11 protein-coding genes are annotated in these 12,193 nt (G+C 73.7%); 4 read left to right on the top strand and 7 right to left on the bottom strand.

Going from position 1 to position 12,193, the window contains the following annotated elements; translation table 11 throughout:
• Positions 1-201: 201 nt before the first annotated feature.
• Positions 202-1,242: a YihY/virulence factor BrkB family protein gene (locus G9272_RS03180; RefSeq protein ID WP_171395089.1), complete on the top strand. Its 1,041-nt coding sequence runs from the start codon at positions 202-204 to the stop codon at positions 1,240-1,242.
• An 8-nt stretch (positions 1,243-1,250) separates the two neighbouring features.
• On the opposite strand, the gene G9272_RS03175 is transcribed toward G9272_RS03180, so the two are convergent.
• From G9272_RS03175 to G9272_RS03165, 3 genes are all read right to left on the bottom strand, one after another.
• Positions 1,251-2,027, bottom strand: coding sequence for a polysaccharide deacetylase family protein (locus G9272_RS03175; protein WP_171395088.1), 777 nt, complete (start codon positions 2,025-2,027; stop codon positions 1,251-1,253).
• A 189-nt stretch (positions 2,028-2,216) separates the two neighbouring features.
• A complete protein-coding gene (locus G9272_RS03170; protein ID WP_171395087.1) occupies positions 2,217-4,148 on the bottom strand; it encodes a glycoside hydrolase family 5 protein in 1,932 nt (643 codons plus the stop codon).
• Between the two features lie 173 nt (positions 4,149-4,321).
• Positions 4,322-4,897: an AMIN-like domain-containing (lipo)protein gene (locus G9272_RS03165; RefSeq protein ID WP_171395086.1), complete on the bottom strand. Its 576-nt coding sequence runs from the start codon at positions 4,895-4,897 to the stop codon at positions 4,322-4,324.
• Positions 4,898-5,138: 241 nt separating this feature from the next.
• On the opposite strand from G9272_RS03165, the gene G9272_RS03160 reads away from it, so the two are divergent.
• Positions 5,139-6,062 carry an LLM class F420-dependent oxidoreductase gene (locus G9272_RS03160; RefSeq protein WP_171395085.1) on the top strand — a complete coding sequence of 308 codons (924 nt, stop codon included), beginning with the start codon at positions 5,139-5,141 and terminating at the stop codon, positions 6,060-6,062.
• An 18-nt stretch (positions 6,063-6,080) separates the two neighbouring features.
• On the opposite strand, the gene G9272_RS03155 is transcribed toward G9272_RS03160, so the two are convergent.
• On the bottom strand, positions 6,081-7,445 hold the full coding sequence (locus G9272_RS03155) for a hypothetical protein (protein ID WP_171401817.1): 1,365 nt from the start codon (positions 7,443-7,445) through the stop codon (positions 6,081-6,083).
• Positions 7,446-7,609: 164 nt separating this feature from the next.
• On the opposite strand from G9272_RS03155, the gene G9272_RS03150 reads away from it, so the two are divergent.
• The gene (locus G9272_RS03150; protein ID WP_171395084.1) at positions 7,610-8,881 is read left to right on the top strand and encodes a molybdopterin-dependent oxidoreductase; all 1,272 of its coding nucleotides are present in this window, start codon (positions 7,610-7,612) and stop codon (positions 8,879-8,881) included.
• A 319-nt stretch (positions 8,882-9,200) separates the two neighbouring features.
• Here the strand turns inward: G9272_RS03150 and G9272_RS03145 are convergent, their stop codons facing one another.
• From G9272_RS03145 to G9272_RS03135, 3 genes are read right to left on the bottom strand one after another with little or no spacing between them, the layout of a single operon-like run.
• Positions 9,201-10,037: a class I SAM-dependent methyltransferase gene (locus G9272_RS03145; protein ID WP_253267690.1), complete on the bottom strand. Its 837-nt coding sequence runs from the start codon at positions 10,035-10,037 to the stop codon at positions 9,201-9,203.
• A complete protein-coding gene (locus tag G9272_RS03140) occupies positions 10,034-10,651 on the bottom strand; it encodes a TIGR04282 family arsenosugar biosynthesis glycosyltransferase (protein WP_171395083.1) in 618 nt (205 codons plus the stop codon). Before G9272_RS03140 ends, G9272_RS03145 begins: the two co-directional genes overlap by 4 nt.
• A complete protein-coding gene (locus G9272_RS03135; RefSeq protein ID WP_437184246.1) occupies positions 10,648-11,346 on the bottom strand; it encodes a glycosyltransferase family 2 protein in 699 nt (232 codons plus the stop codon). Before G9272_RS03135 ends, G9272_RS03140 begins: the two co-directional genes overlap by 4 nt.
• Positions 11,347-11,460: 114 nt before the next feature.
• On the opposite strand from G9272_RS03135, the gene G9272_RS03130 reads away from it, so the two are divergent.
• A complete protein-coding gene (locus tag G9272_RS03130) occupies positions 11,461-12,192 on the top strand; it encodes a response regulator transcription factor (RefSeq protein WP_171395081.1) in 732 nt (243 codons plus the stop codon).
• The last annotated feature ends 1 nt before the right edge of the window (position 12,193 follow it).

Below are 12,193 nucleotides of genomic sequence, written 5' to 3'. Positions count from 1 at the left end.
CGACCCGGCCCACGCCATCCACCACTCATCGACCGCCCCTCCCCCTGGCGCGATTCCTGACCCGCTCCCCATGGTCGCGCAAGGGACCGCGCGGGCCTAGGGCGAGTCCCCGCCAGGCTGGACGCTGCGTCAGGACTCACCCGGTTCCGGCCACCGCCCTGGTCGACGCATGGAACGGCCCGTTGCGGTTACTCCGTTGTCATGGCACGCACATCGAAATCCGACCATGACGACGCCACGCCGTCGGTGACCGGTCGGGAGGGGACGTCCGGGCCGGACGAGCAGGTGGAACGGCGGGCGCCGGACGGGCCGGGACAGTTGCCGAAGCGCTCCTGGTCGGCCGTGCTCAAGGGCGTACTGCGGGAGTTCAAGGACGACGAACTCACGGACCGGGCCGCGGCACTGACGTACTACGGGGTGCTGTCGATGTTCCCGGCTCTGCTGGTGCTGGTGTCGCTCCTGGGGCTGGCGGGGAAGTCGGCGACCGACGAGGTCCTGGACAACCTCCGCAAGGTGGCGCCGGGTTCGGCCCGCGACATCATCAGCGACGCGGTGCACCAGCTCCAGGGCCGGGGCGGCGTCGGCTCGGTCATGGCGATCGTCGGTCTCGTGCTGGCGGTGTGGTCGGCCTCCGGCTACACGGCCGCCTTCATCCGCAGCGCCAACGCGGTGTACGACATGCCCGAGGGGCGGCCGGTGTGGAAGGTGCTGCCGCTGCGCGTGGGGGTGACGGTGGTGCTTCTGGTGCTCGCGGTCGCCAGCGCGCTGATCGTGGTGTTCACCGGCGGTCTGGCCCGCCAGGCCGGCGCCGCGCTGGGCATCGGGGACACGGCGCTGACGGTGTGGTCCATCGCGAAGTGGCCGGTGCTGGTGGTCCTGGTCACGATCATGATCGCCCTGCTGTACTGGGCGACCCCGAACGTCCGGGGGCGCGGATTGCGGTGGATCACGCCAGGGAGCGTGCTGGCCCTGGTGATCTGGCTGATCGCCTCCGCCGGCTTCGCCTTCTACGTGGCCAATTTCGGCTCGTACAACAAGACCTACGGCACGCTCGCCGGAGTGATCGTCTTCCTGGTGTGGCTGTGGATCAGCAACATCGCGATCCTGCTCGGCCTGGAGTTCGACGCCGAGCTGGCCCGGCAGCGGGCCGTGGCCGGCGGGTTGCCCGAGGGCGACGAACCGTACGTCCGGCCCCGGGACACCCGGGCCTGGAGCGAGGAGGACAGGCGCGGCGCGGAGTGACCGTGCGCTCAGCGCACCGGGAAGCCGAAGGAGTACCCCTGCTGCCGCAGCCACGGCAGTACCTCGCGCAGGGCCGCCACGGTCTGTGAGCGGTCCCCGCCCGCGTCGTGGAAGAGGATCGTCGGGCCGTTGGACACCTCGCTCTCGACGGTGGCGACGATGGCGGTGGCGCCGGGCCGTTCGAAGTCCTTGGTGTCGACGTTCCAGCCCAGCGGCCGCATCCCGCGGGAGGCGGCGAGATCGCGGCTGTAGGGGGTGAAGGCGCCGCCCGGCGCCCGGTAGTACACGGGGCGGACGCCCCCGGAGGCCTCGGTGATCATTCGCTCGGCGTCCAGGATCTGCTGCGACTGGTAGGACTCGGGCTTGGTGTCCATGGTGGTGTCGTGCGAGACGGTGTGGTTGCACAGCCGGTGCCCGTCCGCCACCACGGCCTTGACCAGGTCGGGGTGGGCCTGGGCCTGGGTGCCCACCATGCAGAAGGTGGCCTTCACGCCGTTCTCCCGCAGTACTTGAAGGACCTGCGGCGTCCAGTCGGGGTCCGGGCCGTCGTCGATGGTGATGTTGACGCCGCGGGCACCGTGGTCCGAGGCATGGGCGATGTCCACCGACACCCGGGCCGGCACGGAATCCGCAGAGGGGCGTGCCGAGGCGCCCGCTCCCGCCTGCCCCCCGTCCACCGGACCGGCCTGCGCGGTCCATACCGAGGTGACGGCGGCCATCGCCGTCACACCGACCGCCGCCGCGAGAACCCGGCCGTACCATCCCCGCCCGCCATGCCGCGCCATGTCTGCCCTGTTCGTGTCGTGTCGGTGGATCCCGTGCCCCCGGTGATCCCGTGCAGCTGTCAGGACGGGGAAAAGGCCCGGCGGGATCCGCCTGTTACCGATCACGGACAATTTCGCAGGGGTTCCGGGACGCAAGGGCGTCCGCGCCCCCAACGGGCGGCTGTGCGAAGCCCGTTGGGGGCGCGGTGTTCACGGGCCCAGCGGGACGCACAGCAGGGCGGCGGGGCCCGGTGTGCTGCCGAACCGGGTGGTGAAGGCGATGCCCGCGGCGTACTCGTCGGCGGCGCACTGGCCCTTGTAGCGGCCCTGGGCGAAGTCGCCGCCGCTGTCGGTGGGCCGGCTGTCGGACCGGTCGAACCAGACGGTCCGTCCGGCCCGGCCCAGCGCGGTGCGGGCGGGCACGCACAGGGCGGCCGACACGCGTTCCCCACGGAGGCTGTGGCCGATGAGGAACTGCCCGGCGGGGCACTGGAGTTTGGTGTATCCGCCGGCCCAGTCGCCGCCGGCGGGGACGTGGCGTTCGTCGGTGACGACCGTCTGTGTGTCGCCCGGGGCCCGCAGGTCGCCGCCGGTCGTGTCGGTGCACAGACTCCGGCCGCCGGTGTGGCTGAGGCCGATCAGCCGGAGTCCGTCGGGGCAGGCGGCCTTGGAGGCCCCCGGATCCCAGTCCCCGCCGGCCCGAACCCGCCGGGACCGCACCGCGTCGCCGTGGTCGGTGGCGAGCATGCGCCGGACCGGCACTGGCGGGACGGTCCCGGTGCGGGTCGCGGACGTCATCAGGTGATCCCAGGCGGCGGCGCGCCAGTCGGCCTGGTCGAGGATGCCGTACCGGCGCCCTGTCGTGTCGTAGCGCAGCAGCGCCCAGTCGTCGTGGCCCTCCCAGCCGACCAGGGGCCAGTAGGCGAAGTCGGCGTCGTGGTCGGCGAAGTAGTCGGTGAGGTTGCCGAACCAGGTGCGGGCGGCGGCGCCGGTCTCCTGGGCGCCGATGCCGAACTCGCTGATCCACACGGGGGCCGAGTAGTGCTGTCCCTCCGCGGTGACGAAGAAGGCCTGGTCGGTGAGGACCTGGGACAGCTGGTCGCGGGTCAGGTCCTGGTAGCGCGGGTCGTGGGTCTCGCCGATCCCGGTGGCACCGCTGTGCCGGGGGCCGGTGTAGCCGTAGAAGTGGGCGGAGTGGACCAGCTTGTGCGCGTCCAGGAGGGCGTGCGAAAGCGTGCGGACGGGCGTGAGGGTGGGGCGCTCGTGCGGCAGCCCGTCCACGGGCAGACCGGTCCAGTTGATGCCTTCGACGACGATGAGGAGGTCGGGGTCGGCCTCGGTGAGGATGCGGTCCGCCGCGAGCTGGGCCGCCGCGTACCAGTCGTGGTCGTCGCCGAGGCCCCAGTTGGGGTCGTCCAGTACGTCACGGCGCACCTCGTTGTAGAGATCCGCGCCCACGACACGGGGGTCGGCGGAGTAGCGGCGGGCCATGAAGACCCAGTCGTCCGTCCATTGCCGAGTGGACTGACCGCTGTTCCAGCGTTCGTTGCCGTCCACGCCGCAGCACCAGCGGGTGGTGTTGGTGTGGTTGTTGAGGATGACCGCGAACCCGTCCCGGGTGAGGGCGGCCACGACGGCGTCGAAGACCTGAAGGGGTGTGCTGCCGCGCAGTTGCGGGTTGGCCGCGACCGCGGTGTCCGGCACCGGGGTCGTCGTGCGGATCATCTCGTTGGAGAACGGCAGCCTGATGCTGTTGATGCCGAGCCGGTGGAAGTCGGCGAGCAGCTCGGACAGCGGGGCGCGGTCCAGGCCGAGGGGTATGCCGGAGGAGTTCTGGCCGGCGTGGTGGTTGGCGGGATCGGCGGTGCTGCCGCTTCCCGACCACGAGCCCTGGGCGCCGTCCCAGTTGGCGGACTTCAGACGGAAGCGGCGCCCTTGCGCGTCGACGATGTAGCGGCCCCGGGTGGACAGGGGCGGCTGCCAGTCCTCCGCCGGCGGGGGAGCGGCCTCGGCGGCGGAAGCGGAGGCGATGGCGCCCTGGGCGGCGACCGGCGTGGCGGCGGCCGCGGTCGGTGCCGGGGCCAGCAGCGCGAGAACCACGGCTGTTGATGTCAGGTACTTGACAAGTCTGAGGGTCTGCATCCGGTCCTCTATGGGGCGCGGTGGGGGTGGCGAACGGCGACCGACAGCCTACGAAATCCCGGCCGAGATGTCCCGGGGGCCGCGTGAACACGCGCTCGCGACGGGCGTACCCGCGCCGCGCCCGGCGCCGGCCCCGGAGGGCCGAGCGCCGGGGGTTGTCCGGGCGGCCGGTGTCACCAGGTGTGCGCGACGTCCACCACGAGGTGGTCGGCCAGGTGCTGCACCCGGAACGGCAGGCGCGCGCGTACGCCGAGTCCGAACTGCGTCACACCCTCGAAGCTCCCGGCGTACCGGGTGTCCCGGAAGGTGCTGTACCCGGCGAGGTTCACGCCCGGCAGGGGCTGCGCCACCCGTCCCGGATAGGTGGGTGTGCCGGTCTCGGGGTCGTAGGAGGGCGCGTTCACCCGCACCTCCAGGATGGCGCCGCCGCCGACGGGAATGGGGCGGCCCGAGGCGTCCTGGTAGAGCCGGTCGACGTACGCGACCGAGAAGCCCAGTTCGGCGGCGCCCGCGCCCGGGACGTCGACGACGAACCGGTCGTAGCAGTCGTGGCGGCCGGTCCTGACGTTCGTCAGCGGCGTCGCCGTGCCGGCGAGGTACGTCTTGGCCAGGCTGCCCCAGCCGGTGGGGCAGGCGGCGGCCCGGGCGGCCGTGGCCGGGGTGGCGGTGGCCGTGGCGGGGACCGCGGCCACGCCCAGGGTGGCGGTCAGGAGGGCGGCGGTGGCCCAGACGGTTCTGCTTCGCACCATGACATCCCCCGAAGGTTGTGTGTCGGACATAAACTGAGACAACCCGATTGCCCCGAAGGTTGCACTGTTTTCCGTATCGATGCGGCACGATCGGGCGGACCGTCCCGTGCGGTTGCGGAACGGACGCGCGGGCTGGGCGACCCCCGTGCCGGATGCGTGCCACGGCCGCGTTCACATGACTGACAAAGAGCCGTCACACAGGACCGGAATGCCCGGCCGGCCGCCCCTGGTTCTCGCTGACATGACCTTGGGAGTAGCACTCGACGCGACCGACGCCGACAACCAGATCGACGCCACCGTGCGGCTCGCACAGGAGGCCCGGGCCGCCGGGCTGCGGTCGGCCTGGTTCGGGCAGACCTTCGGCGCGGACTCACCCCAGCTCGCCGCGATCGTCGGGCGCGAAGTACCCGGCCTGCACGTGGGGACCTCCGCGATTCCCGTGTTCGGCCGCCACCCGCTGCTGATCTCCAGCCAGGCCCAGACCGCCCAGGCGGCCACGCACGGTCGCTACCATCTCGGACTGGCGCTCGGCACCAAGCTCCTGACCGAGGCGGGATTCGGTATCCCCTTCGAACGGCCCATCGCCCGCCTGCGTGAATTCCTCACCGCCCTGCGGCAGTTGACGGAGACCGGCGCCGCCGACTTCCACGGTGAACTGCTCACCGCGACCACCCCGATCCCGGCGCGGGTGCCGGGCGCCGAAACCGGTGTGCCGTTGCTCGTCGCCGCGATGGGTCCCCAGGCGCTCCGTGCCAGCGGCGAGCTGGCGGACGGGATCCTGCCGTATCTGGCGGGACCGCGCGCCCTGGAGGAGCACATCGTCCCGGCCGTCACCGCCGCGGCGGAGGCCGCGGGGCGTCCCGCGCCACGGATCGTCGCCCTGGTGTACGGAGTGGTCACCGACGACGCCGACGCCGTACGGGAAAAGGCCACCGAAAAGCTCGCGTTCTACGAACAGTTCCCGTCCTATGCGCGGGTCGTCGAACTCTCCGGCGGCCGGCGGGCAGCCGACGTGGCGGTGATCGGCGACGAGCGGACGGTCGCCGCCGAGGTGCGCCGCTACCGCGACGCCGGGGCGACGGAGGTGGTGTTCTCGGGCACGGGCATCGCCGGGGACGCCGCACGCCGCCGCACCTGGGCGCTCCTCGGAGAACTCGCCGGGTGAGCGCCGTCGCGCCCCGGTTCACCAGCCCGTCAGCAACAGGTGGTTGAGCAGCAGGGCCAGGGCGGCCTGGGCGGCCAGCCAGACACGCGGGCGGGTGAGGAACGCGCAGGCCGGGAGGAGCCACAGGGCGAAGGGGAGCCAGATGCGTTCCGTCTCGGCCTTGCTCATGCCGGACAGGTCGGCCACGAGCAGGGCGAGCAGGGCGGCGGCCACGAGGAGGGCGAGCCGGGCGTCCGCGCCGGAGCGGCGCGGGTCGTCCGGTCGCGCGAGGCTCTCGCCGCGGTGGCGGCGGAGTGTCGCGCCGGTCCGCCGTAGGCCGGCCGCCGTCGCCAGGCCGGTGATCAGGACCGTGCAGGCGAGGTTGGCCCACACCCAGTAGCCGTAGGGGCGGATACCGCCCGCGCCCTGGTGGTAGCGCGTGACCAGCAGCCGGTACGCCTCCCACCAGTCGAATCCGGCGAGGGTGAACGCCGTCGGCACGACGGCCGCGCCGGCGAGCAGAAGGACGAGCACCTCGGGACGCTCCCGGACGCGCCCCCGCCCGAGCAGCAGCACCGCCGCGCCGACGAGTGCGAAGAGGGTGAGGCCGTAGGAGAGGTAGCAGGTCAGGCCGAAGAGCAGGCCTGAGCCCAGCGCCCCGCTCCTGACCCGCCGTCCCGTGACCGCCAGGGCAAGCAGTGCCACGGACCACGCGGCGACCGCCGCGAAGTACGCGTCGGCCGACGTCCCCATCCACACCGCCGCCGGAGCCAGCACCAGGAAGGGCGCCGCCCGCCGCGCGAGCCCCTCGTCGGCCAGCGCCCGCACCGCCACCAGCACGGCCACACAGGCCGCCGCGCCGACGGCGACGCACCAGGTCCCGGCCCAGCCCCCGCCCCGCAGCCCGATCCGGTCGAGCAGGACGAAGGTCAGCGTGGCCGCCGGGGGATGGCCGGCGACATGCGCGGGCCAGTTGTCGGGGGACTCCAGAAGGATGTGGTGGGTGAAGTCGCGCAGGGTCGCCGGGACGTCGTGGAAACGGTCGATGACCTGGAGGTACTCATGGCGGGTGGTGAGCCGGCCGGCGACTCCCCGTTGCCAGTCGTCGATCAGGGCGAGGGAGAGGATCCAGGCCGTGGCCGTGCCCCAGGCCGCCGCGAGCAGGGCCCGCCAGGGCAGGCGGGCGGCCAGGGCGGGTCCGTACCCCACGGTCGCGACCGCCACCACGACGGCCGCCGGCGTTCCCGGTCCCACATGAGGGCCCCAACTGCCCAGCAGCGGTGGCCAGTCGACCCGGAGAGTGTGATGGGTGTGCTGGATGTGGTGGCCGATCAGCACGGCCGCCGTCACGAGCAGGACGGCGGCGCCCGCCGCGTACAGGTCACGGCGGAGGTCGCGGGTGATGCCACCGGAGCGCGGGGCTCGCGGCTCGGCGGAGCGCAGGGTGCGGGTCACATCGGCACGCTAGGCCGAGCGGCGGGCCGCGAGCCGCCGTCCGGGCCGGACGTCAGCGTTTCGTCATGGGTCGCGCACCCTTTCCCGGGGGTGCCGCGGCCTACGGTCGGGGCATGCGAGACGACTCACGGCTCCCCACCTCTCCCGGCTTCTGGCGCAGCCCACTGCGCGGCCCCTGGTTCACCTCGGTCCTCGGCCTGGTGCTGCTCGTCGGCATCACGGTGCTGTTCGTGACGGGCCTGGTCTCGTACGCCGCCTACAACCCGGACCTCTCGCCGGTGAACGACAAGACCCCGGACAAGGGGATCCTCGGCTTCTACCTGTTCGCCTGGCCCACCGACCCGCACTGGCTGTACCGGGTCAATCAGGGCGTCCATGTCACCCTCGGTGTCACCCTGATCCCCGTCCTGCTGGCCAAGCTGTGGTCGGTGGTGCCGAAGCTGTTCGTGCTGCCGCCGGCCCGCTCGCTCGCCCACGCGCTCGAACGGATCTCCCTGCTGTTGCTGGTCGGCGGCGGGCTGTTCGAGTTCACGACCGGAGTACTCAACGTCCAGCTCGACTACGTCTTCCCCGGCTCCTTCTACCCCCTGCACTTCTACGGGGCATGGGTCTTCTTCGCCGCGTTCGTCGCCCACGCCGTGCTGAAGGTCCCGGCGGCCGTACGCAATCTGCGCCGCCTGCGGGCGGAGGAGCCGGTCTCGTCGCAGGAGTCCGCGCCCGCGCCCGAGCGGGAGCTCGTCTCCCCGCGCCCGGACCCCGCGACCGTCTCCCGCCGCGGAGCGCTGTGGTTCGTCGGAGGCGGCTCGCTGCTGCTGTTCGCCACGACGGCCGGCCAGAACTTCGACGGACCGCTGCGGCGCACCGCCCTGCTCGCTCCGCACGGGGGACCCGATCCGGGCAGCGGCCCGAACGGCTTCCAGATCAACAAGACGGCCGCGTACGCCGGGATCACCGCGCCGGAGACGGACGAGGACGCCTGGCGCCTCGTCGTCACGGGGCGCACCGGCACCCTCCGCCTCAGCCGCGCCCAGCTCGGTGAACTCCCGCTGCACAGTGCGGCGTTGCCCATCGCCTGCGTCGAGGGCTGGTCGACCTCGGACCAGTGGTGGCGGGGCGTACGGCTACGGGACCTGGCCGCGCTCGTCGGCCACGACGACGATCCGCCGGACGTGTTCGTCGAGTCCCTCCAGCGGCGCGGCGCCTTCCGCCACGCCGCCCTGCGCGCCAACCAGGTCGCCGACCCGCGCTCCCTGCTCGCCCTGTACGTCAACGGCGAGCCCCTGACCCCCGACCACGGCTACCCGGCGCGCGTCATCGTGCCCGCCGCGCCCGGCGTGCTCAACACCAAGTGGGTGGCCCGGATGACGTTCGGAGAGACGCGATGACACCCGTGCGACGACGGCCGGCGATCGGCAGCCCCTTCCAGATCCTCCTGCTCGCCTGCTCGTTCGCGCTCGCCGCCTACGCGGGCGTACGTCTCCTCGCCGACGACTGGTTCGGCGTGGCGCTGTGGTGGGTGGGGGCGGCGCTGCTGCACGACCTCGCGCTGCTGCCCCTGTACGCCGTGGCCGACCGGGCTGTCGTCCAGGGGCTCGACGCGACCGGTCACCGGCGGTGGGCGATGTACGTCCGGGTGCCGGCCGCGCTCTCCGGGCTGCTGCTGCTCGTGTGGTTCCCGCTGATCAGCGGGATGGTGGAGCTCCGTTACCGGTCGGCCACCGGCCGCTCGGCGGACGGGTTCCTCGCCCACTGGCTGCTGATCACCGCGGTGCTCTTCGGCGGATCGGCGCTGCTCCTCGCGCTGCGACTGCGCAGGGCGACGAAACAGCGGCCGCCGGCCGTCCACTGACCGGCCGCCCGCCAGTCCTCGCGGGCCGCGTACCGCAGCAGGGCCGGCGTGCCGAGCCGCGCCCAGGGGAACGCCCGGCCGGTGCCGCGCGCCCCGGACAGGTCGACGACCTCGACCTCGGCCCGCTCGTCCACGTCCACCGGTACGGTCTCCGCGATCAGCAGGCCGCCCGGGACGAGCAGGGCGGCCGCCCGGCGCAGCAGGGCGAGCGGGTCGCCGCCGATGCCGACATTGCCGTCGATGAGCAGCACGGTCGCCCAGCGCCCCTCGCCCGGCAACGGGTCGAAGACCGACCGCCGCAGCGCCTGCCCGCCCAGCTCCAGCGTGTGGGCGACGGCGGCCTCGCTGACGTCGATGCCCAGCACGGTCCGCCCCCGGGCGGCGAGTTCGGCCACCAGCCGACCGGGGCCGCAGCCCACGTCCAGCACCGCTCCCTCGCACCGGTCCAGGATCGCCAGATCGGCCGGGTCGGCGCGGGCGCACCACCGTTCCACCTCCAGCGGCAGCAGCCAGCCGTCGGCGCGGCGCAGGAACAGCGGGCCCCGGCCGGTGCGCAGGGCGGCGCTGTACGGGTCGGCGGCGGCCCAGTCGGTGGCGACCCCCGCGACGACCCCCGCGACCCCCGCGACCCCCGCCACCCCGCCGTCGGCGGGGCCGGCGCCGGCCCCGGTCAGGTCGTACGCGGTGCTCATCGGCTCACCGCGGCCGTGAACCCGGCGAGACGGGCGGCGAAGCGGCTGTGCGGGGCCAGCGCGGCGACGGCCGCCGCGTCCGGGGCGGTGTCCACGTCCCGCAGACACGGCAGGTCGCGCACCCGCAGCCCCGCGCCGACGAGCCGCGCCCGCTGCACGGCCCCCGTCGAAGGCGTCGACATGGGCACGCCCCGCAGCAGAGCGGGATCGGGCTCGGCGAGCCCCAGGGCCCAGAAGCCGCCGTCCCGCGCCGGGCCGAAGTACGCGTCGCAGCCGTCGAAGTCGGCGGTCAGCAGCTCCGGCGTCACCTGCGGAGTGTCCATCCCGATGAGGAGGGCCGGGCCGTCGCACCGGGCGAAGGCGTCCGCGAGCCGTTCGTCGAGTCCGCCCGCGCACTGCGGTAGGACGTCGAATCCGGACGGCAGCCAGGGCCCGGGGGCGCCGTCCAGCACCAGGACGCGACGGGAGGCGGGCGTGGCCGCGACCACCCGCAGGGTGTCGGACAGAGCCGCCTCCGCCAGCGCGGCCGCCTCCCGTGGGGTGAACGGCGGGGTGAGCCGGGTCTTCACCCGGCCCGGCCGCGGTTCCTTGGCGATGACGAGCAGCGTGGTCACCGTGCGACCCCTTCGCGCGCCGGAACGCCGTTGAGGACGCGGCTCATGTCCCGGACCGCCTGCCAGGTGCCGCGCCAGGTGCCCGTCACCTTCGAAACGCCCGTACGGGGCAGGTAGGGGACGTCGTGCTCGGTGATCCGCCAGCCCGCGTCGGCGGCGCGCACCACCATCTCCAGCGGGTAGCCGCTGCGCCGGTCGGTGAGCCCGAGGGCGAGCAGCGGCTCACGGCGGGCGGCCCGCAGCGGGCCGAGGTCGTGCAGGCGCAGCCCGGTGCGGCGGCGCAGGAGCCGGGCGAGCGCGAGGTTGCCGGCCCGGGCGTGCGCGGGCCACGCGCCCCGGCCCAGCGGCCGCCTGCGGCCGAGCACCAGATCGGCCGTGCCGGCGCGGACCTCGTGGACGAACGGCACGAGCAGCGCCGGGTCGAGGGAGGCGTCGCAGTCGCAGAAGCAGACGACGTCGGCGGTGGCGGCGGTCAGTCCGGCGTGGCAGGCGGCGCCGAAGCCCCGGCGCGGCTCGTGGACGACTCTCGCGCCGAGAGCGCGGGCGATCTCCGCCGAGCCGTCGGTGGAGCCGTTGTCGACGACGAGGGCCCGCCAGCCGCCGGGCAGGCGGGCGAGCACCCAGGGGAGTGCCTCGGCCTCGTTGAGACAGGGGAGCACGACATCTACTTCTACGTCCGTGGTCACGGTCTTCACCCTACGAACGCGAACAGGACAAACCGGGCTTCGGCTCCTTACGAAACGCGGACGTCCGGGCGCCGGGGCGCCCGCGGCGCCGCACGGACCGGGTCGCGGTGCGAGGCTGGGCGCATGCAGCAGCCGCACGAGTCCCCGCCCCCTCCACCGGCATCGGCCCGGGTCCTGGTCGTGGACGACGACCACACGGTCTCGGAGGTCGTCGCCGGATACCTGGACCGGGCCGGCTATGTCGTCGACCGGGCCGACGACGGCCCGACCGCGCTGACCCGGGCCGCCGCGCACTGGCCCGACCTGGTGGTGCTGGACCTGATGCTGCCCGGCATGGACGGTCTCGAGGTGTGCCGCCGGATGCGCGGGCACGGACCCGTGCCGGTGATCATGCTGACCGCGCGCGGCGACGAGGACGACCGCATCCTCGGTCTGGAGGTCGGCGCCGACGACTACGTCACCAAGCCCTTCAGTCCCCGGGAACTCGTGCTGCGGGTGGAGTCGGTGCTGCGCCGCAGCCGGCCCGCCACCGGGGCGCGGGTGCTGGGCGCGGCCGGTCTGTCCCTCGATCCCGGCGCCCGCCGCGCCACCAAGGACGGCAACGAACTCGCCCTCACCCTGCGCGAGTTCGACCTGCTCGCGTTCTTCCTGCGGCATCCCGGGCGGGCGTTCGGCCGGGAGGACCTGATGCACGAGGTGTGGGGCTGGGAGTTCGGTGACCTGTCCACCGTGACCGTCCATGTGCGCCGGCTGCGCGGCAAGGTCGAGGACGACCCGGCGAGGCCGCGGCTGATCCGGACGGTGTGGGGCGTGGGCTACCGCTTCGAACCCGGACCCGACCGAGAGGGGGAGTGAC

Source organism: Streptomyces asoensis, from assembly GCF_013085465.1.
In the GTDB taxonomy this organism is placed as follows: Bacteria; Actinomycetota; Actinomycetes; order Streptomycetales; family Streptomycetaceae; genus Streptomyces; species Streptomyces cacaoi_A.
Note: the sequence above shows the minus strand (reverse complement) of the source record. Positions and strands in the feature narration are given on the sequence as shown.